Here is a 26281-nt window from a genome sequence, read left to right as displayed (position 1 = left end):
TATAGCAAGTCATTCAGTTACATTAAATTCTGTCCCTATTAAATTTATTTATTGTTTATGGCCTTAACAATCACAGCCGAACGTTCAAAGCAATTAAATCAATGGCTATCTGCACTGACAGCAAAGTATCAATTCGACTTTGATACCTTGGAAGCGGCTTCTTCGGATGCCAGCTTTAGAAGTTACTACCGTATTTACAGCACCGCCCAACAAACGACGCTGATTATTATGGATGCGCCGCCCCCGCATGAAAACTGTGCAGTGTTTGTCGCCATTGATCAGCTACTGGAACAACAGGGTTTAACCGTTCCCAAAATCTTGGAACAGGAACAGCAAGCCGGTTTTTTATTACTCTCAGACCTGGGACAAACTACGTATTATCAAGCAGTACAAGCTGGCCTAGATGATGCAACACTACAAGGCATCTATCGTGAGGCCTTAGATGCACTCGTACAGATGCAACAAACGCCTGCAGCTCATCTACCACCCTATGATGCACCACGCCTACGTGAGGAGATGAATATCTTCGAGGAATGGTATGTCGAAAAGCATTGTCAGAATCAGCTGACAGACCTTGAAAAGCAACGCCTCTACCCGACCTTGGATGCGCTCGCTGCCTTTAACGCACAGGAACCACAGGTTTTTGTACACCGTGACTTCCACTCCCCTAATCTGATGCTAATATCACCAGAGCAGGAGGCTAGGAATCCCGCCATTATTGATTTCCAAGATGCGCTATATGGCCCCTTGTCTTATGACCTAGCCTCCCTGGTGATGGATGCACGCACTACCTGGGATGAGCCGCAACAGTTAGACTGGGCCATTCGCTATTGGGAAAAGGCGCGAGCAGCCGGGCTACCGGTGCCCGAGGATTTTGGCGATTTCTATCGTCAATATGAGGCCATGAGCTTACAACGCAATCTTCGCATTTTAGGTGTGTTTGCCCGCCTCGCCATACGCGATCATAAACAGCAGTATTTGGAGCATATCCCCCGGGTGCTTGCTTATATTCGCCAAGTAGCTAATCGTTATCATGAGTTTGCAATTATTGCGCGCATTCTTGATCGTCTGGAAAATATCACTGTTGAAGCGAGGTACACCTTTTGATCCAAGCGATGATCCTAGCGGCCGGCCGTGGTGAACGGATGCGCCCGCTCACCGACCACACCCCGAAACCCTTACTTGAGGTTGGCAATAAGCCGCTTATCGTGCATCATATCGAGCGTTTACAAGCGGCCGGTATTACTGATATTGTGATTAACCATGCTTGGTTAGGCTCACAGATTGAGAGCTATTTGGGTGATGGCTCACGCTACGGCGTCAGCATCGTATACTCGCCTGAGGGTGATGAGGCCTTGGAAACCGCAGGCGGCATCACAAAAGCGCTACCGCTATTAGGTGATTATGCTTTTTTAGTGATTAATGGCGATGTTTGGTGCGATTGGAACCCTATCGAGGCGATGAATCATGTTAACGCCATTGATCAGGGTGCGGCCCAAGCCTGGTTGCTATTGGTTGATAATCCAGCGCATAATCCGCAGGGTGACTTTATTTTAAACAGCAATGGCAGAGTACACCCTCGCAACAACTTAAGCGCTCCCAGTGACAGCCTTACCTTTGCGGGTATTGGGGTCTATCACCCAAGCCTTTTTAAAGGGCTTACGAGTGGTCAAAAAGCACCTTTAGCCCCCCTGCTTAAGCATGCGATGCTTAGTGATCAAGTGGTGGGACAGCATTATCGAGGTCAGTGGGTAGATGTGGGAACACCTGAGCGCCTTGAAGCACTAAACAATCAATTATGCAAATAAGCCCCATTCATTAAGGAATTTAGCAGTTAATAGGAATTTTTATGTTCAGATCCTCAAATCGAGCCTTTAAACCCTCCGTCTACGAAACTGGTCGCCGTCGCAAACGGGGCATGCCACGTTGGTTAGTGATTTTATTTACCGGCGTTATTATCGGTGCGGGCGGTTATTGGTTTTTACAAACCAATTACGGCGCTACTCGCATCACGGTCGAGGAGTCACACCAGCTTAATCAACAAATTATTCAGCTAAACCAAGAGCAATACGCCTTACAGGCCCGTGGCGAAGAGCTCAGCCAAAACCTACAACAAACCGAAACTGAAAACAGTCGTTTATTAACACAGCATCAAGAAGCGGAAGCAAAAATCTCTCAATTAAAGCAAGAAATTGAGCTCTTAAGACGAGCCATTCCGCAGGATCCTAACGCCACCCCGGTCGGCTTAAGACACGCTAATTTAAAGGCTGAATTAGGCAAATTACACTACGACCTACTGCTCATGAAAAGAGAGGATCAAGCAGACGACATTGAGGTCACGATTGAGAGCAATATTGAGGGACGCTACCGTAATGGTCGCCTAGGCCGTACCAGCCCCCCAGCTGTTCATGCCACCGTGGAAACCATGACGCAGTTAAGCGGTGAACTTGAGTATGATGAAGCACAACGTACGCTAACCGCTACCGTCGTTACCTTTACCGTTAAAAACGCCGCTAGTGGCGAGGTCTTAGGTCGCCGTACCTTTAACGTGAACTAATCATGCGATGACGCTGGCTGGTGCTGCTAAGACTGAGCCCAGCCCTGAGCCTAAGCCACGGCTTGAGTTGTTGATATTTACTTTCCACTGTCTTAAATAGGCTTATCCCGGTGTCGAATATGGCACAATGGAGAGTATTATTTAAATTTAATTATTCATTATTTATCACCTATGAGTGCATCTAATTCAGACGTACCTGTTTCTAATTTTCTGCGCACCATTATTGAAAATGATCTGAGCGCAAATAAGTTCCAAAATAAGCGTTGGGCAGGCAGACCAGGCCCCTTATCGGTGCAACAAGACGCACCAAGAGACTCTGCCCGCATTCGTACGCGCTTTCCACCCGAGCCTAATGGCTACTTACATATCGGTCATGCCAAAAGTATTTGTCTAAACTTTGGTTTAGCGCGCGACTATGGCGGTGAATGTCATCTACGCTTTGACGATACTAATCCCGAAAAAGAAGAGCAAGCTTACGTTGACAGCATTATTGATACGGTCAAGTGGCTAGGTTTTGATTGGAACTACGACGGCACTGAGCATTTATACTTTGCCAGTGATTACTTCCAGTTTTTCTATGAGTTTGCGCTTGCCTTAATCGAAAGCGGTGATGCCTATGTGGATGAGCAAAGCCCTGAACAAATTCGTGAAAATCGCGGTACCTTGACTGCGCCCGGGGTGGACTCACCATGGCGCAACCGTCCGGTTGAGGAGTCTTTGACACTCTTCCGAGAGATGCGTGCAGGCAAGCACCCTAATGGCAGTCTTTGTTTACGCGCCAAGGTTGATATGAAATCGCCTAATATCAATATGCGTGATCCGGTGATTTACCGAATCCGCCATGAGGCACATCATCGTACCGGCATGGATTGGCCAATTTATCCGATGTACACCTTTGCTCATCCCTTGGAGGATGCGCTTGAAATGATTACGCATAGTATTTGTACACTTGAGTTTGAGGATCAGCGACCCTTTTATGACTGGGTCATTGACAAATTAATTGCCCTAGGGCATCTGCCAGAGCAACGCCCTCATCAGTACGAATTTGCCCGTTTAAACTTAAATCATGTGGTTACCAGTAAGCGCCGTTTAAAGCGCTTAGTGGACGATCATTTTGTTGAGGGCTGGGACGATCCACGTATGCCGACGATTATGGGCTTACGCCGTCGCGGCTACACGCCGGAAGCGATTCGTTTATTCTGTGAGCGTATCGGGGTATCTAAAGCAGATTCCCGCATTGATTACAATATTCTCGAACAGGCCCTGCGTGATGACTTGGATCCCAAGGTTGACCGCGCGGTGGCCGTATTAGATCCGATTAGGTTAATTATTACTAACTACCCTGAGGGTCAATCCGAGCTCTGCCAAGCGCCTAAGCACCCACATAATCCTGAGCAAGGTTTGCGTGAGTTTCCATTTAGCCGCGAGCTATGGATTGAGCGCGAAGACTTTATGGAAAACCCACCTAAAAAGTACTTCCGCCTTTTCCCGGATAATTTAGTGCGTTTAAAATACGCCTATATCGTCAAGTGTACCGGCTTCAAACAGGATGAAGATGGTAATGTGATTGAGGTCTACGCCGAGTATCTACCTGACACCAAGAGTGGTACCCCTGGTGCCGCTAGTGTCAAGGTCAAAGGCACCATTACTTGGGTCAGTGTGCCGCATGCCGACGAGGTTGAGGTCAAGCTTTACGACCGTTTATTTACGGTAGAAAATCCAGATGCGGGCGGTCAAGACTTTCTCGAGTTTATTAACCCCGATTCTGTCAAAACCGTCACTGGCTTTATTGAGCCGGGCACGACCATCACCCCGGGCGCACGTTGGCAGTTTGAGCGCTTAGGTTATTTCTATGTCGATGGCGAAGCGCAAGACAAAACAGTGATTAATCGTAGTACGACGCTACGTGATAACTGGGTTTAAATTTTATTTATTTTAAATAGGCATTAGCGTGAGTAATCAAACAGCACCGGTTTTGCAATTAAAGGGTGGCTTTATTTATACCCTACGTTTAATTTTGCAAAGCAATGATATTGAGCAAATTAAAGCGGCCTTGGAGGATAGATTAGATAAAACCGGCAGTTTATTTTTAAATGAGCCTTTAATTATTGATGTCAATGAGATTGAAGCGCCTTTAGCTTGGGCTGAACTGCTAGATTTTCTTAACAAGAAAAATCTTCCAGTGATTGGTGTCAGTGCCCAGGGTGAGCTGCTAGAGCAAGCCGAGGGGCGCGGTTTGTACATTATTGATGTTGATAATCTACCTAACCGTGAAGCGCCGGAGCCCAGTCCAACGACCGAAGCGGTGGTATTAGAATCCACAGCAACCACCACGTCTGTCCAGGACCTGCCTGCACGCGAGGAAGCACCGACTGAGGCTAGCAAACCGACCATGGTGTTAAAACGTCAATTACGTTCTGGCCAACGCGTTTATGCACGCAATGCGGACTTGATTGTGATTGGTGCGGTTAGTCCCGGCGCCGAGATTATTGCCGATGGTAATATCCACGTTTATGGACCACTACGCGGTCGTGCGATTGCTGGTGCACGCGGTAATACCGCCGCACGTATTTTCACCTCACACTTGGATGCCGAATTAGTCGCTATTGCCGGTATTTATCGACTGATTGATGAGGATTTCTCACCAGAGACTCATAAAAAAGCAGCCATTATCGAGCTGGAGCATGAGTCCCTCCTCTTTCATTCCGGTGAGGACTTCAATTAAAAACAAAAAAGCTATATGCAACAATGTTTTACAGGAGCATTGAAGCGTATACAGCCGCTTTAATTTTGGGTTAAGATAGTATCCAAATTTTTAACAATAGGAATCTCTATGGCACGTATTATTGTTGTAACTTCCGGCAAGGGTGGCGTCGGCAAAACCACCACTAGCGCTAGCTTTGCTGCTGGCCTGGCGATGCGCGGTCACAAAACAGCGGTTATCGACTTTGATGTGGGTTTACGTAACCTGGACTTGATTATGGGTTGTGAGCGTCGCGTGGTTTATGACTTTATTAATGTGATTAGTGAGGAAGCAACTCTAAACCAAGCACTCATTAAGGATAAGCAACTTGATAATCTCTATATTTTGCCAGCCTCGCAAACACGCGATAAAGACGCACTGACCGTTGAGGGGGTGGGCAAGGTACTAGACGATCTTAAAGCCATGGGTTTTGAGTATATTGTATGTGACTCCCCTGCTGGTATTGAGACAGGTGCTCTGATGGCTGCCTATTATGCGGATGATGCCTTAGTTGTGACTAACCCAGAGGTTTCATCGGTACGTGACTCAGATCGTATCTTGGGTATTTTATCTTCAAAATCCAAGCGTGCTGTTAACTCAGAAGAACCGATTAAAGAGTATTTAGTCGTTACGCGCTACAATCCTAAGCGCGTTGAAGAGGGTGATATGCTTTCAATTCAAGACATTGAGGATATCTTACGCATCGGCTTAATCGGTGTGATTCCTGAGTCTGACGATGTTATACAAGCATCCAATACGGGCTCACCAGTGATTCACCTGAAAGACAGCAAGGTTGCTCAAGCCTATGAGGATGTGGTTGATCGCTATTTAGGCGCTGATAAACCGATGCGCTTCACTACCCCCGAAAAGACGGGTTTACTCAAACGTATTTTCGGAGGGAAGTAGTTCATGTCTTTACTTAAATTACTATTAGGTGAAAGAAAAAAGTCCGACTCAGCCAAAATTGCTAAGGAGCGTATCAGCTTTGTTTTAGTACGCGATGCCAATGACGGTCCTGACTTCTTGCCTGAGCTACAAAAAGAGCTGATTGAGGTGATTTCCAAATACGTTAAAGTCAATCCTGACGATATTAAGGTATCGCTCGACAAGCAAGACAGCTTAGAGGTACTTGAAGTCAAGATTGAAATGAGCCAAGAAGAGATTAATGCTGCCAAAGAAGCAAAAAAGGCCTAAATTAATCTCACGCGCCCAATAAAAAACCGAAGAGTGTATCTTCGGTTTTTTTGCCTGAAAGTATTAATTACTTACCGACCTGGTTACCAATGACGCCGCCCACTGCTGCACCACCCACAGTACCTAAGGCACTACCACCCGTCATCAAGGCACCCGCACCACCACCGATAGCTGCACCGGCGATCGTACTCTTATCACGCGTAGACAGGTTTTGGCACGCAGTTAAACTACCCACTAGGGCCACCAACACAAAATACTTGCCGATTGTAGTTTTCATAATTCACCTCATTTTGCTTTAAAAACTCAGTCAATGGCAGGTTTAACTGAGGAACTTAAAACTGGTATGCGTTGTAAACTAATAAAATCCACCACGCACTCAGCACTACTAACATAACCTATATCAATCGCAAATGCTATTGGAATACTTATTTAAATGTATCCATTTGAAAAGCATTATAAATTAGATATTACCTTAACTAGTCTTTTTAAGTTCCTGTTACTAAATAATAAATTTAAAATTTTATTTTAAGGATTTATAGCGAATGCGTTTAGGCTGAGCAGCTTCCTCGCCAAGACGACGCTTCTTATCCTCTTCGTATTCCTGATAGTTACCCTCAAAGAAATAAACCTGCGAATCACCTTCAAAAGCAAGAATATGGGTTGCAATACGGTCTAAGAACCAGCGGTCATGACTAATCACCATCACCGTACCGGCAAACTCCAATAAGGCATCCTCAAGTGCACGTAATGTCTCTACATCTAAATCGTTAGACGGTTCATCAAGCAACAAGACATTACCACCACTAATTAAGGTTTTAGCTAAATGCAATCGACCGCGTTCACCGCCTGACAACTCACCAGTGATTTTGCTTTGATCGGAGCCTTTAAAGTTAAAACGACCCAAATAAGCACGCGCAGGCATTTCAAAACGGCCTACGGTGAGTACATCTTGACCATCAGCAATCACATCAAAAACCGTTTTTTTATCGTCTAAACTAGCCCGTGATTGATCCACATAGGCTAGATTTACCGTTTGCCCTAGCTTCACCTCACCGCTATCGGGCTGTTCTTGACCCGCAATCATACGAAATAAGGTCGATTTACCGGCGCCGTTCGGACCGATAATACCGACAATGGCACCAGCCGGCACCCGGAAGCTTAAATCATCAATTAAGACCCGATCACCAAAGGACTTCGTAACATTCACAAATTCGATCACTTCCTGACCTAAACGCTCAGCCACAGGGATAAAGATTTCCTGGGTTTCATTGCGGCGTTGATACTCATGCGATGAAAGCTCCTCAAAACGTGCTAGACGGGCTTTAGACTTGGCCTGACGCGCTTTAGGATTTTGTCGCACCCACTCCAACTCACGACTGATGGTGCGTTGACGAGCACTCTCTGCAGCCTCTTCCTGCTTTAAGCGATTTTCCTTTTGCTCTAACCAAGAAGAATAATTGCCCTTCCAAGGAATACCGTGGCCGCGGTCTAATTCTAGAATCCATTCGGCAGCATTATCTAAAAAGTAACGGTCGTGAGTCACAGCAACCACGGTACCGCGGAACTTTTGCAAGAAAATCTCTAACCACTCCACACTTTCGGCATCCAAATGGTTGGTCGGTTCATCAAGCAACAGCATATCCGGCTTAGATAAAAGTAAACGACACAAGGCGACACGACGCTTCTCACCCCCGGATAAATGCTCAACCTTGGCGTCCCACGGCGGTAAACGTAAAGCATCAGCAGCAATTTCCAACTGATGTTCAATATCATCACTACCACCAGTGGCGGCAGCAGCAATAATCGCTTCCAACTCTGCCTGCTCGGCAGCTAAGGCGTCAAAATCAGCATCTGGTTCAGCATATTCGGCATATACTTCATCTAAGCGCTTACGCGCCGCAAAGACCTCACCCAAGCCCTCTTCAACCGCTTGCCGCACCGTATGCTCCGGATTAAGCTGTGGCTCTTGCGGTAAATAGCCAATGCTGATGCCGGGCATCGGAATGGCCTCACCCTCGATTTCTTTATCCACCCCAGCCATAATTTTTAATAAAGTCGATTTACCCGAGCCATTAAGACCGAGCACACCGATTTTGGCACCGGGGAAAAAGGATAGGGAAATATCTCTAAGAATTTGACGCTTGGGTGGGACAATTTTGCCCACACGGTTCATTGTATAAACGAATTGAGCCATAAATAATCAGTAGTAAAATAAGATGTAAGAAACAGGCTAATTGTAATCAAAAGCGGGATAAACTGTTGTAACCACCGCCATTTATCAACTTATTGTTTAGAAAATAGCTATGACTGATGCCTAAGCACCATGACATAGATTAAGATCGATTGTTTTGATTCAGTGTATATAAATCAAGCAAATTTATCATGAAAAAAGTATTTACAGACGAAGAACTCGAAATTTTAGCCAAAACGGCCGATGCCTTAAGCGCCTGGACCGGTAAATGTGTGCTTTGTGAAAAAAACATCACCGATGAGGGCGTTGAAGTGGCCATTTTTGCACAGGTCCTTGACGCCAATGCTAGCCCACAACAAGCCGCTGATGCAGATGAGGTCGAAGAGCCTCATGCGGTCAAGGATGAAGACGAAGGTCAATTTCTACTGCTAGGCGGTGCCGATTCAACGATTATCGGTAGTGCTGGTGGCTTAGAGGATATCAGCAGCCAGGTCTACGAGTGCCGTCTATTATTTAGCATTATGTTTAATGCGGATGAGGGACAATTTGCCGAGCGCTTTATTTTGATTAATGATGAGTTCGAGCTGGTTACCACGGCCGATGAAATCGAGGAGCTAGTGCCTTTTAGCCTACGTGAAGTGGATGATATTGACGACTGGCTCGATACCGAGGATTGGGACAGCGATGATAATGATGAGGATTGGGTTGAGCAGCAGCGCCTACCCTCTTCTCATAAAGATAGTGAGCACTAAGCTATAGTAAAAGGCCTCCGAGTAGCTCAAAGGAAGCGGAGGCATTTGCTTTTAAGGTAGCGCTTTATCTCTTAAAAAAAGGGCCAAACCAAGCGGATAGCCTAAGGCCACCAATACGCAAGCGGCTGGGTTGCGCAATCGTGTTGCCTCCGGTCGTGCAATCCCCTTGGCCTTAAGGTGCAATCGAAAACGGGTATAGCGCACAGCCGCTTTAAAAAACTCGAGTGGATTTTTAAAAAACCAAGCAATGCTTTTTTCAACCGTATCATGGGCTAGCAGCAACAAACCCAAGGCATGCTGAGAAGCGTTGCTGGCGCCTTGTCGGCTGAGCGAATCGCCAGAGTCATAATACACTCGATAAACATCGTTAACAAAACGTGTTAAATAACCAGCACGCGCTATTTCACGCCAAACAATACTCTCAGGCACAAAGCCATCATACGCCTCAGGAAAGGGAAAGCAGCGCAAAATCTCAGTATTGAGACAGCCGAACTTCTCACCCCGAGGATGGTGCTTAAAGTACATATCGATAGAGCTCATATCGACCTCATCACGAAAGAACTTATCACCAACAATTGAACCATCCGGTCGCTGACAAAGCCCGGTCACGGCAATAAAGCCTGCACGCTTAATGGCCGGAATACGATGCCACGTCTCCCACATCGACGATAAGGCATTTGGCAAGAGCGTATCGTCCGAATCTAGGGCAACAATTAACTCGCCTTGTGCAATCGAGACCCCGTGATTAAATGCAGTTTTTTTATGTTGATTTGGTTGCCAGGCGTAGCGAATGGGAATAATACCTTCATTTGCCCAGGCTAAGACTAAGTCGGCGGTATTGTCGGTTGAACCATCATCGATCACTAGCCACTCAAAATCCCCAAAATCTTGGGCTTTGAGTGATTCATACACGCGTGGCAAGGTGTCAGCCCGATTATAGGTCGGCGTGAGCACGGTAAAACCGTATTGATTCATAATAAGATGATCTTAGAAAAAGCTAAACTAAAAGGTAGTGTAACCCTAATTCACATCGCAAGATAGCACGATTGTTTACAAAACATTTCATGCCTGCTAGCGATACGATGCTTTAGCATCAACGATCCTATGTGAGTAAAAACTAAAAAGCCACCGTGAAAGAACGGTGGCCATGCCTGCTTGAATACCGCTTAGGCTTGATTTCTAAGCTACTTAGAAACTAATGCCTAAAAGCTAAACTGATAAGCTAGGTATACCCAAGCTAAAAAGTACTACTTAAGCTTATTCGCTTGGCTGACTTTTTCTAACATCTTCCAAACGCCTTTTGGCGAAGTTGAATATAAACGCTTCAACTCTTTGCTGATGCAACGACGCTCTAACGTGTTACGGCGCGTACGTTTAATTTCTGCCATGACTGCCTCTGATTAAAAACTAATTAAAATATGAAACTGCTAAAAACTTTGGTAATCGATAATCTTAGCATATTTTCTGCTGATACGCTAGCTAAGCCTATGTTTTTATGCAGCTAACTTTAAAATGTCGTCTTTAGGCTATATTACGGGCGATAATAGAAGCCATCGTTTACACAGTAAAGTCGCTTGAAAAGCGGTAATTTGCCGCCATCTGTTTAAGTCGTATACCCACAGCATTCTATCTTCGCCATAGGCCATCAGCCCTACGGGCATAGTGAGTTAATTAGCATATGTCATCACACATTCGTATTTTCGGTGCTCAACAAAATAATCTTAAGAACCTTGATCTCAGTATAAAGACCGGCGAGATTACCGTGCTGACGGGGGTATCGGGTTCTGGCAAAAGTTCCTTAGCCTTTGATACGCTCTATGCCGAGGGGCAACGCAAATACGTAGAGACTTTCTCACCCTATGCGCGTCAGTTCTTAGACCGGATGGACAAGCCTCAGGTAAAGCGTATTGAGGGCATCTTGCCAGCCATTGCCATTGATCAGACCAATCCAGTACGCACCTCCCGCAGTTCGGTTGGGACCATGACAGAGCTTAATGATCATATTAAATTACTGTATGCGCATGCAGCGAAATTATTTTGTCGCCAATGTGCCGCCCCCGTGCAGCAAGACACCATTCAATCAATCCAGGCACAACTAGCTGAACTCAGCCAAGCACATGGCGATCCTAGACTGTATGTGACCTTCCCTATTGTAGTGCCAAGCAATTTCAGCGCAGAGGAGGTCAAGCGCTTTTTAGAGCAGCAAGGTTATACACGCATTCACAGCGAGGAGGAAGTGACTCGTGAAGTGAGCGATAAGAAAAGTAAAAAAACTAAGCTGCAAGTAATGAAAAAACAATATGTGATACAGGATCGATTCCGCTTTTCCAAAGCGGAAAGTGAGCGTGTGAGTGAGGCTTTGGAGCATGCCTTAACGCATGGCCAAGGCTTTTGCCGTGTGTTTGCAGAAACGGATAGTGGCGATCAACTCGTGTGGCCTTTTAGTCAGCATTTACATTGCGCCCACTGTGATATTTCCTACCATAAGCCGCTCGCAAGTACCTTCTCTTTTAACTCGCCTATCGGTGCCTGTGAGCATTGTCGCGGCTTTGGTCGCAGCATGGGCATTGATTACGGGCTCGTAATACCCGATGAAAGTCTGAGCTTGGCCGAGGGTGCGGTTCGACCTTGGCAGACACCTAGTTTTAAAGAGCAGCAAGATGATCTGATGAAATACGCCAAGCACGTGGGCATTCGTACCGACGTCCCTTGGCGTGAGTTAAATGCCGCTGAAAAGCAATGGGTCATCGAAGGCGACCCCGAATGGAGCGGCAAGCGTAACGCATGGGATCATCAATGGTACGGCATACAGCGCTTTTTTGACTGGTTAGAGACGAAGTCCTATCGCATGCATGTGCGTATACTGTTATCCAAATTCAGAAGCTACACCCCCTGCCCGGTTTGTCACGGCTCGCGCCTAAAAGCAGAGGCCAATTTATGGCGTTTAGGCGACGGCCAACAAGATGATTATGCCGAAGGCCGTTATAAGCGTTTTATGCCAGTCGGCGCCAGCTGGTCTGACGAAACCCTAGCACAGCTACCTGGTCTAGCAATTCATGATCTCATGCAATTGCCCATCGGTCATTTAAGAGATTATTTTCATAGCTCGTATTTTGATAAAGAAGTCAATAAAGCGAGTGATTTGGTGCTGCAAGAAATACGGCATCGACTGCAATATCTGTGTGATGTTGGCCTGGATTATTTATCCTTAGATCGCCAAAGTCGGACCCTTTCTGGGGGTGAGGTGCAGCGTATTAATCTGACGACTGCGCTTGGCACCTCCTTGGTCAATACCCTCTTTGTCTTAGATGAGCCTTCGATCGGTCTACACCCCCACGATATGAGTCGAATTGTGGAAGTCATGCAGCGCCTGCGCGATGTTGGTAATACCTTAGTCGTGGTTGAGCATGATCCCCAAGTCATGGTGGCGGCCGATCGTATCCTGGAAATTGGTCCGGGGCCAGGTGAGCGCGGTGGTGAAATCGTATTTGACGGCACGCCGGCGCAATTACGTCAGGCCGACACCATTACCGGTAAGTATTTAGGTGATGTACTGCGAGTGGAATCGCCCTTAGCCATGAAGGTCAGTGCCAATACACCACGACTGCTGCTTGAGGGCGTTAAGGCCAATAATTTGGATAATATCGATGTATCCTTTCCTTTAGGGCGTTTAGTCTGTGTCACCGGCGTATCCGGTTCCGGCAAATCGACCCTGATTCAGGATGTACTCTACCCCGCCCTATTAAAGCATTTTGCTCAACCCACAGAAGCGCCGGGCGAATACCGTCATCTCTTAGGTGCGGAACAAATCGCCTCGGTGGTGATGGTCGATCAAAGCCCCATCGGTAAAACGGCCCGTTCCAACCCAGCCAGCTATGTTGGCGCCTTTGATGCCATTCGTAAGCTCTTTGCCAATGCCCCGCTGAGTCTTGAGCGGGGTTATAAAGCCGGTACCTTCAGCTTCAATAGTGGTGACGGTCGTTGCCCTACCTGTAAAGGCACCGGTTTTGAACATATTGAAATGCAATTCCTGTCGGATGTTTATTTACGCTGTCCGGATTGCCATGGCAAGCGCTTTAGAGATGAGATCTGTGAGGTGCGGGTTGAGCATTTAGGTCAATCCGCCTCCATTGATGAGGTCTTGGCAATGACGGTGCACCAAGCCTTAAACTTTTTTAAAGGCTTAAGAGATGTACAAAATGCCTTACAACCTTTAATTGATGTGGGTTTAGAGTATGTCAAACTGGGGCAACCAGTACCGACTTTATCAGGGGGTGAAGCGCAACGCCTAAAATTAGCCGGACACTTGGCGGAGGCAGCGCGCAGCCGTAGTCGCAGTCGCGCTAAGCAACTCGCGCTAAAAGGCTCGCTTTTCCTCTTTGATGAGCCCACCACTGGCTTGCACTTTGATGATGTGGCACGTTTAATGCATGCCTTTAGAAAGCTGTTGGCAGCTGGGCATTCATTAATTATTATCGAACATAATTTGGACTTAATACGCGCTGCTGACTGGGTCATTGACTTAGGTCCGGGCGCGGGCGAACAGGGTGGTCGCATCGTGGCCCAAGGCACACCGGAGACCCTCAAAACCATGCCTGAATCCTATACCGGTCAGGCCCTGGCGGCCTATGAGGCGGAAATTGTTCACAGCGCTGACACCACTAAGCACTCACTAACAACGCTAAGCAACAAGCCAAAGCATGAACTCACAGACGCCGCAGTGACTACCTCCAAACCTGGTATGCGCCGTGCTTATCAAGAAAATAGTCAAGTACACCAACGCGTAAAAAACCAGCATGCCATTGAGATTCTGAATGCCCGCGAGCACAATCTTAAAGGGATTGATGTGACTATCCCACGCGATAAATTTACCGTGATCACTGGGGTATCTGGCTCCGGTAAATCTACCTTGGCTTTTGATATTCTGTTCCAAGAGGGTCAACGCCGCTATCTGGAATCACTAAATGCCTATGCCCGCTCAATTGTACAGCCGGCAGGTCAACCTGAGGTCGATGCCATCTACGGCATTGCGCCCACGGTAGCCATTGAACAAAGAACCAGTCGCGGTGGTTATAAATCCACCGTCGGCACCATGACAGAAATTCATCATTTCTTAAGGCTTTTGTACGTCAAACTAGGTACACAATATTGCCCTTGTTGTCAGGTGCCGGTGGAACCTCAAAGCCCAGAACAAATCATGGCCCATATCATGAGCCATCATCGGGCTCAACGTATCGGCATCATGGCGCCACTGATTACCGCACGCAAGGGTTATTACACGGATTTGGCTAAATGGGCGGACAATAAAGGCTACACCCATCTGCGCGTGGATAATGAATTTATTCCTGTCAATCCTTGGCCACGGCTGGATCGCAATAAAGAACATACGATTGAACTCCCGGTATTGGATATTACAGTGGATCCGGCAAACGAAGTGGAGCTACGTGAGGCCATCAATACGGCACTACACCATGGTCAAGGTCAATTAAGTATTTTATTTGAGCTTGACTCGGCGCAACCCTTAACGCCAGAACATCTTAGTCAAAAGCATTTTTCCATTAAACGTGCCTGCCCGTCTTGCGCCCGCAGCTTCCCGGAACCGGATCCGCGACTTTTCTCCTATAATTCCAAACATGGTTGGTGCGAGACATGCTACGGTACTGGTTTAAAATTAAAAGGCTTTAATGAGGAGTTAAGCGGTGAAGAAACGGCTTGGCTCAATCGTGAAGCAGAAGCTGAGGATAGCGTTTGCCCAAGTTGTCATGGGGCACGTCTCAATGAGGTGGCGCGTAATATTCTTTGGCAAAAGCTACCCATTCATAAACTCAGTGAGCTTTCGGTAGAGGCGCTAGAGGAATTCTTTTTAGCGCTCAAACTGACTGCGCGCGAAGAGCAAATTTCCCGTGACGTGCTGCAGGAAATTCGCAGTCGTCTGCGATTCATGCGCAATGTGGGATTAAATTACCTCAGCCTTGATCGCGCTGCACCCACCTTATCCGGCGGTGAAGCACAGCGTATTCGCCTAGCAGCACAACTAGGATCGAATCTACAGGGGGTCTGCTATGTTCTGGATGAACCAACTATCGGTCTGCACCCACGCGACAATCAGATTCTTTTAAATGCGCTCACTCATCTAGAAGGTAATGGCAATACCCTGGTGGTGGTCGAGCATGATGAAGATACCATTAAACGGGCACAGCATATTATTGATATGGGCCCAGGTGCCGGTACCCGTGGCGGTCGTGTGATTGCTCAAGGTAGTTATGAGGACATTTTAAACGCAGCCCATTCACTCACAGGTGAATTCTTACGCCATCCGATGCAACACCCCATGCAACCACGACGTGAGGTGCCAGAGGATCATCCCATGGTGCAGATCAAAAATGCCACCCTGCATAATTTACAGGGCGTTGATGCGGCAATTCCCATCGGTCGTCTCAGTGTGATAACGGGGGTATCCGGTTCCGGTAAATCAACCCTAGCACGCAATGTGTTACTACAGAATCTACGTACAAAGCTTGCTCAAAAAGAGCCAACCACGAGCTACCATGGCTGCGATGAAATTATCGGCTGGGAAAAGCTAGAACGCATTCTTGAAGTGGATCAAACCCCCATTGGCAAAACACCTCGTTCTACCCCAGCAACCTATATTGGCATTTGGGATGATGTGCGACGCTTATTTGCCGAAACACGTCTAGCAAAATTACACGGTTGGAATGCCTCACGTTTTTCCTTCAATACCGGGGAGGGTCGCTGCCCAGCCTGTGAAGGACAAGGTATGCGCACCATTGAAATGAGCTTTTTGCCAGATGTTAAACTAACATGTGAGCTCTGCGGTGGTGAGCGCTTTAATCCTGAAACCTTGGCCGTTAAAGTGCGAGATAAAAATATCGGGGATATTTTAAAGTTAGAAGTCGATGAGGTGATTGATTTCTTTACGGCACACCCTAAAATCCATCGCGGTTTAAAGCTACTGCAGGATGTGGGTTTAGGCTATTTGACCCTCGGTCAGCCCTCGCCTACCCTCTCTGGCGGTGAAGCGCAACGGCTCAAACTAGTGAGCGAATTACTAAAGGCCAGACTCGATGAGGGGATTCATAAGAGTGGTCGCGCCTCCTCGGCACCACATACGCTTTATGTGCTGGATGAACCCAGTGTCGGTTTATCCATGGCAGATGTTAAAAAATTAATCCAAGTCATTCATCGATTGGTGGATGCAGGCAATACAGTCGTCATCATTGAGCATAATTTAGATATTATGGCCGAAGCCGATTGGATTTTAGATTTAGGACCAGAGGGTGGTACCGAAGGTGGTCGCTTAGTGGCGGCCGGCACCCCAGAAACGCTGATTAAATTACATCAACGCTCACACACCGGTCAAGCACTTAAAGATTTCATGCAAAGAAATGATTAAATTTTAGGGGATGGATGAATGTCAAAAAAGAAATTAGTTGTTTTATCAGGTGCTGGGATTTCTGCTGAAAGTGGTTTAAAAACCTTTAGAGATTCCGACGGTCTCTGGGAAGAACATCGGGTTGAGGATGTGGCTACCATTGATGCCTTCAATCGCGATCCTGAGCTGGTGATGCGTTTTTATAATTTACGCCGTGCGCAGCTCAACACCGTAGAACCAAATGCAGCTCACAAAATCCTCGCCGACTTGGAGGATATTTTTGATGTGCAGGTGATCACGCAAAATGTTGATGACCTACATGAGCGTGCCGGCTCTAGCAAGGTGCTGCATTTACACGGTGAGCTGCGTAAAGTGCGGCCAGTCGATTCAGAAGAATCAGGTATTATCGAGTGGCTGGACGATTTACACCTCGGTGATGTGGACGAGCGTGGCGTGCAATTACGCCCGCATATTGTATGGTTTGGGGAAATGGTACCCGCCATGCAAGAAGCGGCGGAAATTGCCTCAAGCGCCGATCTACTACTGGTCATCGGTACCTCCATGAAAGTCTATCCAGCCGCTGGTTTAATCGACTTTATCCCTCCGCATTGTGAACTCTATGTGATTGATAAGGGCTTAGAAAATCAGTTTTGCCACCCGGATAACTTCTACCAATGCGGCGCCTCTGAAGGCATGCGCCAGTTAGCAGCACGGCTACGAAAACAGCATCAAGCATAAAAATGCCTTAATAGCTGATTGGCCGCCGCTAAACCCATGGCGGCCGTGACTGTCACGCATGAACCATAGCCTGCACAAGCCAAGCCCTGAGGCGCCTGAGCATGTCGTGCCCCCGCTGCGCTACCCTCGGTAGTTTGCCATGGCATCAGGGCCGGTTCATCGATCCATAAGCATGGTACCCCCATGGCGGGTAGCTTTTTAAGTGCTCGCCCGTGGCTATCACTGCCCCTGGCAAAACCATGATGCTTACGCAATTGCTGACGAACTTTAGCTAATAAGGCATCATTGCGGGCTCGACTCAGATCGGAGAAATTTAAGGCTAAACTATTTTGCTTGCCGCCGGCCCCACCACACATCATATGATAAATACCTAACTCCCTACACACCAAGGTCATGGCAATTTTGGCCTGTACCTGGTCGGCACAATCCAACACCGCATCCACCCTCGCCTCAGCAATCAGCTGATGGGCATTAGCCGGCTCAATAAACTCATCAATCAACAGCAATTGCAGCTCGGGATTAATCTCATCAAGCCGCTCAGCCATGGCCTCAATTTTATTTTTACCTAAGGTACTGCTAAGTGCATGAATTTGGCGATTAATATTAGACTCGGCCACCACATCCAAATCCACCAACACTAAACGACCCACCGCACTACGAGCTAAAGCCTCGGCAGCCCAAGAACCAACGCCCCCGAGACCGACCACCATCACCGATTTGGCGCCTATAATATCTAATGCTGACTCACCATATAAACGCTTTAAACCGCCAAAACGACGCGCTAGATCATAATCATATAGGGACAAAATCGCTCTCCTAATCACCCTGTGAAACATCAGTCCATCACGCTGATAAACAAGGCTAATGTTATACTAAAATCTAAACTAAGCATTTTAACTTTTCTATTAAGTTTATTCGTGAATAGCAACTACATTGATTTAAGTCCGAGTATTTTAGCCAAGGCTGAACTACACATCAAAAACTTTCGCCTATGGAGCGAAGAGGAACGAGAAGCCTCTCTACATGAAACCCTTGCCCAACTAGATGAGCTCAAGGATATTTGGATCTTCGGTTATGCCTCTCTCGTATGGCGACCGGAGTTTGAGTATCTTGAAAGCCGTCGCGGCACCCTGCTTGGCTATCATCGCTCGCTCTGCTTATGGTCCAGTGTCAATCGTGGCACCCCGGAGCGCCCCGGTTTAGTTTTCGGTCTGGCTGAGTCGGGCGTGTGTGAAGGCACGGTATACAAACTATCGAATGATAATCTCATGGATAAAATGCGCCGCCTCTGGCAGCGTGAGATGCCTAACAGCTCCTATCTGCCCATGTGGTTAAATTGTGAAACGGCTAAAGGCACGGTAAAAGCACTCGCTTTTGTGATGGATCCTGACGATCACTCCTATGTCGGTAATCTCAGCGTTGATGAAACCATTGATGTGGTCTTAGGAGCGCATGGTCATTACGGCCCTTGTACCGAGTATGTCTTAGAAACTGCCACTGCACTCAAAAAGGCCGGTATCCAAGATGATGCACTCTATCACCTGAGTGAGCTGATTCGTGAGCGACTGCAACACAGCTAGCAGCTCAAGCTAGCCTCAGCTTTTTACCAATCACACCATGCTTCCATCGCTATTCTTGCCTATTTGCTGAAGATAAAAGCACTTAGGTGTAAAATGCCTTTTAGCTTTTATTTAGTTTACCGGCTTATTTTTTGGATAATACATCATGGGCTCAACAGCAGATATGCGCCACCGCTACGAAAAGTTCGAATTATTAGAACAGGATGCGGGATCCGACCCCTTTGCACTCTTTGACCGTTGGTTTCAGTTAGCTAGCCAAGACGGTTTGATTGAGGCGAACGCCATGACCTTAGCCACGGTAAATGCAGCGGGTGAACCGGAAGCACGGATGGTGCTCCTAAAAAGCTATAGTGAGGAGGGCTTTATCTTCTTTACTAATTATGATTCGGCCAAAGGTCAAGCCATTGCCCATAACCCACAGGTCAGCTTATTATTCTTCTGGATTAATCAGGAGCGACAGGTCCGTATTAATGGACAGGCGCATAAACTCTCTGTTGCCGATTCCACCGAGTATTTTAATAGCCGCCCTTATGGTTCTCGTATCGGTGCTTGGGCTTCCCAGCAAAGCCAAGTGGTTGAGCGCAAGACCTTGGAGCAACGCTTTGAGGAGTATGCCGCACGCTATCCGGACGCCGTACCTAAACCGCCGCATTGGGGTGGCTATTTAGTGGTACCCTCAAGCTTCGAATTCTGGCAAGGGCGCCCCTCACGCATGCACGATCGCCTATGCTATCGTAAAGCCAAGGACCAATGGCTTATGACGCGGCTAGCTCCCTAGCCTACTTATGCCTTGTTAAGCAACAAATTTACTATGTCTACTAAACGTACTGCTGATTTTACTGATAAAGATTTTCGACTCGCTCTCGGTCGTTTTGCGACTGGGGTGGCGATTGTCACCACCACCAACCCTGATACCGGTAAGCCGGTGGGTTTAACCGTCAGTTCCTTTAACTCTGTCTCACTCGAGCCACCGCTGGTGCTTTGGTGCTTACGCTTAGCTTCTTATAATTTGCCGGTTTTTAAAAATGCAAGGCATTACAACATTCATATACTGGCAAATGACCAAATTGACTTAGCCATGCAATTTTCCACCGCCAAGGTGCCAGACCGCTTTGCTGATATTGACTGGGAAATGAGTGAAACCAATACCCCGCTCTTGTCTGCTAAGTACTGCGCTGCAATTTTCGAATGCGCCAGTGAGCAGCAACACCCTGCCGGTGACCATCTTATTATGGTCGGCTATGTCGAACGCTGTGAGCACACCAATAAGCTACCCTTGGTCTTTCATGCCGGTACCTTTGATTTGACGCCAACCAGTCGATTTGCTAAATGAGTAGCTCGGTAGATATTGAATGTATTGTGGTAGGCGCCGGTGTGGTCGGCTTAGCCATTGCCCGTGCACTGGCCCAACAAGGCAAAGAGGTATTGATCGTTGAGGCCGCCGCCCAATTCGGTAGTGGTATCAGCTCAAGAAATTCAGAAGTCATTCACGCTGGTCTCTACTACCCACCTAATAGCCTAAAAGCCAAGCTTTGCATTAAAGGCAAAGCGCTTTTGTACGACTTTTGTGAGCGCAGACAGATACCCCACCAACGCCTAGGCAAGTTATTAGTGGCAACGGAAGCCGCTGAAATTGCACAATTAATGGCGATCAAAAACAATGCCAAGGCTTCCGGCGTACATGATTTAGTCCTCCTACAAGCTTCAGACATTGCCACCCTAGAGCCGGAATTACATGCCGAATTGGCTTTATTCTCGCCTTCCACTGGCATCGTTGATAGTCATGCCTTGATGCTCGCCTTATTAGCTGAGGCTGAGCATGCAGGGGCTCAATTAGTACTTAATACCCCCCTCAAGCAGCTGAGCATCCAAGGGGCAAATCATTTTATCTGCGCTTTTGATGATACTAGCCAAACTCAACTTAGTTGTGCTAACTTAATCAACGCCTCCGGTCTTTATGCGACTGAATTAGCAAAGCAGTTCCGTGGTCTTGAGCAGCAATTTATCCCCACCGCTTATTATTACTGCAAGGGGCGCTATTTCTCTTATACGAGCAAAGCACCCTTTAAGCATTTAATTTATCCTATGCCCGATAAAGACGGTCTGGGGATTCATTTAACCCTAGACTTAGGCGGACAAATTAAATTCGGTCCCGATGTGTGTTGGCAAGCGCAGGAAAACTACCTGGTAGAAGCCGAACAGGCAAGGGTATTTTATGAGGCAGTCAGACGCTATTGGCCTAGTCTTCAGGAGGGTTGTCTACAGCCCGCCTATGCCGGTATTAGACCCAAATTAAGTGCAGCAGGTCATACGGCGGCCGATTTTATTATCAGTACGGAAGCAGTACATGGTATCAGCGGTTTAGTGAATTTATTTGGCATTGAGTCGCCCGGCTTAACTGCTGCGCTCGCCATTGCTGATGAAGTCGCAAATCATTTATAACCTACTATTTTACAAAAATAATTTTCAGTTTAAAAATGAGTAACCATCACGAATTTATTTTAACGATTTCTTGTCCCGACCAAGTCGGTATTGTCTATAACATCTCTGGTACTTTATTGGAGCTGGAGGGTAATATTCTGACCTCACAACAATATGGGGACGAGGACACCAAGCAGTTCTTTTTAAGAATTCGTTTTAGCGTACCCGCTAGCATCACGCAGGAGCAAATTGAAGCTGCCTTGGCACCTGCTAAAGCCCGTTTTAATATGGATTTAAACTTATATGCCACCACTAAAAAGTCACGCGTATTAATTTTAGTGAGTAAACAAGGGCATTGCCTCAACGATTTATTATTCCGCACCCAAAGCGGTTTATTAAATATGGAGATTGTGGGCATTGTTTCTAATCACCGTGACTACGAAAAACTAGCTGAGAGCTATGATATTCCTTATCACTACCTACCTGTAAGTAATGACAACCGTGCTGAGCAAGAGGCGGAGATTTTCCGCTTAGTCACTGAGTTAGAGGTGGATTTAGTGGTCTTAGCACGCTATATGCAAATCCTCTCCGAGGAGCTCTCTAACAAGCTTGAAGCCAAGGCGATTAATATTCACCATAGCTTCTTACCTAGCTTTAAAGGCGCTAAGCCCTACCATCAGGCGCATCAACGTGGGGTTAAGATTATCGGTGCCACGGCCCACTATGTGACCTCGGACTTGGATGAGGGACCCATTATTGAGCAGGATGTGCAGCGTGTTGACCACCGACTCAGTGCCGAAAGTCTGGCGCAGGTAGGGAGTGATATTGAATCACTGGTGCTGTCACGTGCGGTAAAAAGCTTTATTGAGCATCGCATTTTATTAAACGGTCATCGCACGGTCGTTTTTAAATAAAATCACTCCCCCATCATCAAGCTTTGACGCTGTTCGAGCTTGTTTTTTAAGAAATTAGAAAACAGCTCGATGCGCTTAAGCAAACGCAGATCCTCATGATAGAGCATCCAAAAACTGCGTTTAATTACAATCTCATCGGGCAGTACGACTTGCAAGGCCGGGTTTTGATGAGCCATAAAGCAAGGCAAGACGGCTAAGGCCATACTACCCAAACACGCTTGCAACTGAGCCACTAGGCTATTGGATTTAAAGATCACATTAGCCGCAGGTACCAAATCGCTTAAATACTTCAACTCATCACTGATAATAAATTCATCCACATAATCAATAAAACGATGTGAGGCCAAATCCTGCATGCTACGGATCGGTGCATGACGTTTTAAATACTGGGGTGTAGCATAGAGACGCAACTTATAATCACTTAAACGACGATATACATAATTACCGCGTATCGGTCGATCAATGGTGATAAAAATATCCGCTTCGCGTCTGGACTGATCGACAAAACGCTGAAAAGGCATAATATCCAGACTGGTCTTAGGGTATTGATGCTGAAACTCCACCGCCAACGGCGTCAACATATAAATACCAAAGCCCTCGGTGGCAGCCACACGAATATTACCCGTCAAGTCCTCTTCCAACACACTCACGCTTTGCTGGGCATGCAACAGCTCACTCTCCATCTTCTCGGCATGTTGCAATAAATGATGACCCGCTTCTGTCAACAGATAACCGTAGCGCCGCGACTTATCAAATAGCACGGTCCCCATCGCTTGCTCCAATTGGCGAATGCGGCGGGCGACGGTTGTGTGTTCAACCCCTAGACGACGACCTGCCTCAGATATTTTTGAGGTTCTGGCAACCGCCAAAAAATAACGTAACCCATCCCAATCCATCACGCCTCCTTTATATATGTAAATATGCACAATGATTGTGCATTTATTATATTGATATTTGCCGCTAGACACTTCAAAATGGGTCTAGATAAAAACTGACATAAGATTAGGAGACTTAAATGACGAATATTCCTACGATTCCATTATTAGTGAATGGTGAAAAAGTTCAATCCACCTCTGGCAAATACTTGGATGTACTCAATCCAGCCGATCAGTCAGTGGTAGCAAAAGTGCCTTTATGTACTTTGGATGAGGTTGATGCCGCCATTGCCAATGCCAAAGAGGCCTACAAAACATGGCGCAATACCGGTATTAATCGCCGTATGCGTGTGATGCTTAAGCTTCAAGAGTTAGTACGTGATAACACGGAAAAATTAGCCGCCTTAATTACCAAAGAACACGGCAAAACCCTGCCAGATGCAATCGGTGAAGTGGGTCGAGGTTTAGAAGCCATTGAGCATGCTTGCTCGGTGGCCAGTATGCAAATGGGTGAATATTCAGAAAACGCCGCCACCGGTGTGGATGTGTATACCTTAATCCAGCCGTTAGGGGTGGTCGCCGGTATTACCGCCTTTAACTTCCCAGTGATGCTACCTTGCTTTATGTTCCCGTATGCCGTGGCCGCCGGCAATACCTTTATTTTAAAACCATCTGAGCAGGATCCTAGCGCTTCTTTATTCCTCGCCGAATTGGCGTTAGAAGCTGGCTTACCGCCGGGCGTACTCAACGTGGTGCATGGTGGTCCTGAGGTGGCGCAGCGTTTATGTGAGCACCCTGATATTAAAGCGGTATCATTTATTGGCTCCACCCATGTGGGTACGGAGGTCTATCGTCGTGCCTCTGATAATGGCAAGCGTTGTCAATCCATGATGGGCGCGAAAAACCATTGCGTGGTCATGCCTGATTCCGACAAAGAGGTAGCAATTAACCAATTAATTGGCGCAGCCTTCGGCGCTGCCGGTCAACGTTGTATGGCCACCTCCGTAGCGGTGATGGTGGGTGAGACGCGCGAATGGGTAGATGAATTAGTAGAAAAAACAAAGTCCTTAAAAGTGAATGTCGGTACCGACAACAGCGCCGACTTAGGTCCACTCGTATCGCCGTCTGCGAAGCAGCGTGTTGAAGGCTTAATTCAATCCGGTGTGGATGAGGGCGCAAACTTAGTGTTGGATGGTCGTAATTACGTCGTTCCCGGCTATGAAAAGGGTAATTTTGTTGGCCCTACTATCTTTACCGATGTCAAAAAGGGTATGCGTATTTATGACGAGGAAATCTTTGGTCCTGTGCTAGTGATTGTCAATGTCGACACCCTAGATGAGGCTATCGCTTTCATCAACGACAACCCTAACGGTAACGGTGTTGCTATTTTCACGCAAGATGGTGGTGTGGCCAGACACTTCCAAAACAATATCGATGTGGGCCAAGTGGGTATTAACGTACCTATTCCAGTGCCAGTGGCTTGGTTCAGCTTTACCGGTTCACGTGGTTCCAAATTGGGTGATTTAGGTCCTAACGGTAAGCAAGCATTCTCTTTCTGGACCCAAACAAAAACAGTGACTGCGCGTTGGTCTCAGCATAACCGCAGTGTCAACACAACCATCTCAATGAAGTAAGGTGTTAAAACAAAATAGGCCGTGAGTCATAAAACCACGGCCTATTTTCTATGTGCAAGAAACGCTTTAAAGCTTAGCTATTTTTCTCAGCTTCTTGTGGCGCCCAAGGCTGACCAATCGGTGTTTCATCACTATTAGGATGTAACACAGGGATGGTGAATTCAGGCTGATCACCGGTTAAGGTTTTTAAGAAAGCAACGATATCGGCATTTTCCTCATCCGTAAATTTCTTACCTAACTGTAAGCGACCCATGATATCAACTGCTTCTGTCAAGGTTCTAGCAGCACCATCGTGGAAGTACGGATAGGTTAATTCAACGTTACGTAAGGTAGGTACCTTAAAGTTCATGCGGTCAACATCCTGTCCAGTAACACCAGCACGACCGGCAGCTTCGTTATCAGTCACGTAGGGCTCAACTAGACCCATGCGCTGGAAGGAGTTACCACCTAAGTTAGGACCGTTATGACAGGCCACACAACCGCTGTTTTTAAATAGTAGATAGCCATTTAGCTCCTGATCGCTAATGGCATCATCCTTGCCACTCAACCACTGGTCAAAACGCGAATTAGGTGTTACTAGGGTTTCTTCAAAAGCTGCTAAAGCAGACGTCACCTCTTCGATCGTGATCTCATCAACACCATACACGGCTTTAAACTCTTCTACATAGCCAGGAATGGTTTTTAAAACACTGACTGCTAAGTCGTGAGTAGAGCCCATTTCTAAAGGATTCTCAATCGGACCACCGGCCTGCTCACGCAAGTCCTTAGCACGACCATCCCAGAACTGAACAAAGTTTAAACTAGAGTTTAAAACGGTAGGTGAGTTAATAGGACCCTGTGCCCAATAGTCGCCCACTGAGCTAACTAAATGGTCCGCACCACCTAACATCAAGTTATGACAGGAGTTACAGGAGATAAAACCAGAACGAGATAGACGATTATCAAACCAAAGCTTTTTACCCAATTCCACTTCAGCCTGATTTTCCACTGTATGAGCTTCGATCACTTGAATCAACTCATTATTCGGCTTATAGCGTTCACCCTCCGCTTGTTGCGACATCGCAGGTGCAGCCACAAAACCAAAAGCACCACAGGCCAATAAAGCCATTGTTAATTTTTTCATAAGATTCCCCCTTGAATCGTTAAAAACTGGGTGATATCACCCGTAGTTCAATTATAAAGTTAAGGGGCTTAATTGGGATTGATCATAATCAAGGGTCCCAACGATAAGGCTAAAAACTGGGAATTATCCGCCTTGACTAATCAAGGCTTTGGTTATATAGCAAGCT

At 46.8% G+C, this 26281-nt stretch carries 23 protein-coding genes; 16 read left to right on the top strand and 7 right to left on the bottom strand.

Annotation, left to right across the window (positions count from 1 at the left end; translation table 11 throughout):
- The first annotated feature begins 57 nt into the window (after positions 1–57).
- From A3GA_RS0107485 to minE, 7 genes are all read left to right on the top strand, one after another.
- Positions 58–1107 (top strand): aminoglycoside phosphotransferase family protein, encoded by a 1050-nt coding sequence (locus A3GA_RS0107485; protein WP_018026779.1) that lies wholly within the window; start codon positions 58–60, stop codon positions 1105–1107.
- The gene (gene murU / locus A3GA_RS0107480) at positions 1107–1808 is read left to right on the top strand and encodes an N-acetylmuramate alpha-1-phosphate uridylyltransferase MurU (RefSeq protein ID WP_026156874.1); all 702 of its coding nucleotides are present in this window, start codon (positions 1107–1109) and stop codon (positions 1806–1808) included. The genes A3GA_RS0107485 and murU overlap by 1 nt, the downstream gene beginning before the upstream one ends.
- Before the next feature lie 41 nt (positions 1809–1849).
- Positions 1850–2557, top strand: a complete 708-nt coding sequence (locus A3GA_RS0107475) for a hypothetical protein (RefSeq protein ID WP_018026777.1) — start codon at positions 1850–1852, stop codon at positions 2555–2557.
- A gap of 171 nt (positions 2558–2728) precedes the next feature.
- A complete protein-coding gene (locus A3GA_RS0107470; RefSeq protein ID WP_018026776.1) occupies positions 2729–4480 on the top strand; it encodes a glutamine--tRNA ligase/YqeY domain fusion protein in 1752 nt (583 codons plus the stop codon).
- A gap of 28 nt (positions 4481–4508) precedes the next feature.
- Positions 4509–5282 carry a septum site-determining protein MinC gene (minC, locus tag A3GA_RS0107465; RefSeq protein ID WP_018026775.1) on the top strand — a complete coding sequence of 258 codons (774 nt, stop codon included), beginning with the start codon at positions 4509–4511 and terminating at the stop codon, positions 5280–5282.
- A 108-nt stretch (positions 5283–5390) separates the two neighbouring features.
- Positions 5391–6206 (top strand): septum site-determining protein MinD, encoded by an 816-nt coding sequence (minD, locus tag A3GA_RS0107460; RefSeq protein WP_018026774.1) that lies wholly within the window; start codon positions 5391–5393, stop codon positions 6204–6206.
- A 3-nt stretch (positions 6207–6209) separates the two neighbouring features.
- Positions 6210–6494, top strand: a complete 285-nt coding sequence (minE, locus tag A3GA_RS0107455) for a cell division topological specificity factor MinE (protein WP_018026773.1) — start codon at positions 6210–6212, stop codon at positions 6492–6494.
- 67 nt (positions 6495–6561) lie between these two features.
- Here minE and A3GA_RS0107450 read toward each other — a convergent pair whose 3' ends face one another.
- Both A3GA_RS0107450 and ettA read right to left on the bottom strand, forming a co-directional pair.
- Entirely contained in the window at positions 6562–6771 is a 210-nt protein-coding gene (locus A3GA_RS0107450) for a glycine zipper 2TM domain-containing protein (RefSeq protein ID WP_018026772.1), read from the bottom strand.
- A gap of 243 nt (positions 6772–7014) precedes the next feature.
- Complete coding sequence (ettA, locus tag A3GA_RS0107440) at positions 7015–8688, bottom strand: energy-dependent translational throttle protein EttA (RefSeq protein WP_026156873.1); 1674 nt, start codon at positions 8686–8688, stop codon at positions 7015–7017.
- A 188-nt stretch (positions 8689–8876) separates the two neighbouring features.
- Between ettA and A3GA_RS0107435 the strand changes: the two genes are divergently transcribed.
- Positions 8877–9437 (top strand): hypothetical protein, encoded by a 561-nt coding sequence (locus A3GA_RS0107435; RefSeq protein WP_018026769.1) that lies wholly within the window; start codon positions 8877–8879, stop codon positions 9435–9437.
- 51 nt (positions 9438–9488) lie between these two features.
- Here A3GA_RS0107435 and A3GA_RS0107430 read toward each other — a convergent pair whose 3' ends face one another.
- Positions 9489–10412 carry a glycosyltransferase family 2 protein gene (locus tag A3GA_RS0107430; RefSeq protein WP_018026768.1) on the bottom strand — a complete coding sequence of 308 codons (924 nt, stop codon included), beginning with the start codon at positions 10410–10412 and terminating at the stop codon, positions 9489–9491.
- A 272-nt stretch (positions 10413–10684) separates the two neighbouring features.
- Positions 10685–10825, bottom strand: coding sequence for a hypothetical protein (locus A3GA_RS12270; RefSeq protein WP_018026767.1), 141 nt, complete (start codon positions 10823–10825; stop codon positions 10685–10687).
- 290 nt (positions 10826–11115) lie between these two features.
- Here A3GA_RS12270 and uvrA point away from each other — a divergent pair, with 290 nt between their 5' ends.
- Both uvrA and A3GA_RS0107415 read left to right on the top strand, forming a co-directional pair.
- The gene (gene uvrA / locus A3GA_RS0107420; protein ID WP_018026766.1) at positions 11116–16851 is read left to right on the top strand and encodes an excinuclease ABC subunit UvrA; all 5736 of its coding nucleotides are present in this window, start codon (positions 11116–11118) and stop codon (positions 16849–16851) included.
- Between the two features lie 18 nt (positions 16852–16869).
- Complete coding sequence (locus A3GA_RS0107415; protein ID WP_018026765.1) at positions 16870–17568, top strand: SIR2 family NAD-dependent protein deacylase; 699 nt, start codon at positions 16870–16872, stop codon at positions 17566–17568.
- Here the strand turns inward: A3GA_RS0107415 and A3GA_RS0107410 are convergent.
- Positions 17559–18404, bottom strand: a complete 846-nt coding sequence (locus A3GA_RS0107410) for a tRNA threonylcarbamoyladenosine dehydratase (RefSeq protein ID WP_026156872.1) — start codon at positions 18402–18404, stop codon at positions 17559–17561. The two genes, A3GA_RS0107415 and A3GA_RS0107410, sit on opposite strands and share 10 nt — an antisense overlap.
- 81 nt (positions 18405–18485) lie before the next feature.
- Here A3GA_RS0107410 and A3GA_RS0107405 point away from each other — a divergent pair, with 81 nt between their 5' ends.
- From A3GA_RS0107405 to purU, 5 genes are all read left to right on the top strand, one after another.
- A complete protein-coding gene (locus A3GA_RS0107405) occupies positions 18486–19148 on the top strand; it encodes a gamma-glutamylcyclotransferase (protein WP_018026763.1) in 663 nt (220 codons plus the stop codon).
- Positions 19149–19293: 145 nt separating this feature from the next.
- Positions 19294–19926: a pyridoxamine 5'-phosphate oxidase gene (gene pdxH / locus A3GA_RS0107400; protein WP_018026762.1), complete on the top strand. Its 633-nt coding sequence runs from the start codon at positions 19294–19296 to the stop codon at positions 19924–19926.
- A 33-nt stretch (positions 19927–19959) separates the two neighbouring features.
- Positions 19960–20481: a flavin reductase family protein gene (locus A3GA_RS0107395; RefSeq protein ID WP_018026761.1), complete on the top strand. Its 522-nt coding sequence runs from the start codon at positions 19960–19962 to the stop codon at positions 20479–20481.
- Complete coding sequence (locus A3GA_RS0107390) at positions 20478–21590, top strand: NAD(P)/FAD-dependent oxidoreductase (RefSeq protein ID WP_018026760.1); 1113 nt, start codon at positions 20478–20480, stop codon at positions 21588–21590. Before A3GA_RS0107395 ends, A3GA_RS0107390 begins: the two co-directional genes overlap by 4 nt.
- 35 nt (positions 21591–21625) lie before the next feature.
- Positions 21626–22483 (top strand): formyltetrahydrofolate deformylase, encoded by an 858-nt coding sequence (gene purU / locus A3GA_RS0107385; protein WP_018026759.1) that lies wholly within the window; start codon positions 21626–21628, stop codon positions 22481–22483.
- Positions 22484–22485: 2 nt separating this feature from the next.
- On the opposite strand, the gene A3GA_RS0107380 is transcribed toward purU, so the two are convergent.
- A complete protein-coding gene (locus tag A3GA_RS0107380; protein WP_026156871.1) occupies positions 22486–23382 on the bottom strand; it encodes a LysR family transcriptional regulator in 897 nt (298 codons plus the stop codon).
- Positions 23383–23498: 116 nt separating this feature from the next.
- On the opposite strand from A3GA_RS0107380, the gene A3GA_RS0107375 reads away from it, so the two are divergent.
- Complete coding sequence (locus tag A3GA_RS0107375) at positions 23499–24992, top strand: CoA-acylating methylmalonate-semialdehyde dehydrogenase (protein WP_018026757.1); 1494 nt, start codon at positions 23499–23501, stop codon at positions 24990–24992.
- A 73-nt stretch (positions 24993–25065) separates the two neighbouring features.
- Here A3GA_RS0107375 and A3GA_RS0107370 read toward each other — a convergent pair whose 3' ends face one another.
- The gene (locus tag A3GA_RS0107370; protein WP_018026756.1) at positions 25066–26115 is read right to left on the bottom strand and encodes a cytochrome-c peroxidase; all 1050 of its coding nucleotides are present in this window, start codon (positions 26113–26115) and stop codon (positions 25066–25068) included.
- Positions 26116–26281 lie beyond the last annotated feature (166 nt).

Source organism: Oligella urethralis DSM 7531 (assembly GCF_000372065.1).
GTDB lineage: Bacteria > Pseudomonadota > Gammaproteobacteria > Burkholderiales > Burkholderiaceae_B > Oligella > Oligella urethralis.
Note: the sequence above shows the minus strand (reverse complement) of the source record. Positions and strands in the feature narration are given on the sequence as shown.

Bases quoted from the DNA above. Each gene is read 5' to 3' on its own strand.
- A3GA_RS0107485 (WP_018026779.1), top strand. From the start codon at position 58: ATGGCCTTAACAATCACAGCCGAACGTTCAAAGCAATTAAATCAATGG.
- A3GA_RS0107475 (WP_018026777.1), top strand. From the start codon at position 1,850: ATGTTCAGATCCTCAAATCGAGCCTTTAAACCCTCCGTCTACGAAACT.
- A3GA_RS0107470 (WP_018026776.1), top strand. From the start codon at position 2,729: ATGAGTGCATCTAATTCAGACGTACCTGTTTCTAATTTTCTGCGCACC.
- minD (WP_018026774.1), top strand. From the start codon at position 5,391: ATGGCACGTATTATTGTTGTAACTTCCGGCAAGGGTGGCGTCGGCAAA.
- minE (WP_018026773.1), top strand. From the start codon at position 6,210: ATGTCTTTACTTAAATTACTATTAGGTGAAAGAAAAAAGTCCGACTCA.
- A3GA_RS0107450 (WP_018026772.1), bottom strand. From the start codon at position 6,771: ATGAAAACTACAATCGGCAAGTATTTTGTGTTGGTGGCCCTAGTGGGT.
- ettA (WP_026156873.1), bottom strand. From the start codon at position 8,688: ATGGCTCAATTCGTTTATACAATGAACCGTGTGGGCAAAATTGTCCCA.
- A3GA_RS0107435 (WP_018026769.1), top strand. From the start codon at position 8,877: ATGAAAAAAGTATTTACAGACGAAGAACTCGAAATTTTAGCCAAAACG.
- A3GA_RS0107430 (WP_018026768.1), bottom strand. From the start codon at position 10,412: ATGAATCAATACGGTTTTACCGTGCTCACGCCGACCTATAATCGGGCT.
- A3GA_RS12270 (WP_018026767.1), bottom strand. From the start codon at position 10,825: ATGGCAGAAATTAAACGTACGCGCCGTAACACGTTAGAGCGTCGTTGC.
- uvrA (WP_018026766.1), top strand. From the start codon at position 11,116: ATGTCATCACACATTCGTATTTTCGGTGCTCAACAAAATAATCTTAAG.
- A3GA_RS0107415 (WP_018026765.1), top strand. From the start codon at position 16,870: ATGTCAAAAAAGAAATTAGTTGTTTTATCAGGTGCTGGGATTTCTGCT.
- A3GA_RS0107410 (WP_026156872.1), bottom strand. From the start codon at position 18,404: ATGTTTCACAGGGTGATTAGGAGAGCGATTTTGTCCCTATATGATTAT.
- pdxH (WP_018026762.1), top strand. From the start codon at position 19,294: ATGGGCTCAACAGCAGATATGCGCCACCGCTACGAAAAGTTCGAATTA.
- A3GA_RS0107395 (WP_018026761.1), top strand. From the start codon at position 19,960: ATGTCTACTAAACGTACTGCTGATTTTACTGATAAAGATTTTCGACTC.
- A3GA_RS0107390 (WP_018026760.1), top strand. From the start codon at position 20,478: ATGAGTAGCTCGGTAGATATTGAATGTATTGTGGTAGGCGCCGGTGTG.
- purU (WP_018026759.1), top strand. From the start codon at position 21,626: ATGAGTAACCATCACGAATTTATTTTAACGATTTCTTGTCCCGACCAA.
- A3GA_RS0107375 (WP_018026757.1), top strand. From the start codon at position 23,499: ATGACGAATATTCCTACGATTCCATTATTAGTGAATGGTGAAAAAGTT.
- A3GA_RS0107370 (WP_018026756.1), bottom strand. From the start codon at position 26,115: ATGAAAAAATTAACAATGGCTTTATTGGCCTGTGGTGCTTTTGGTTTT.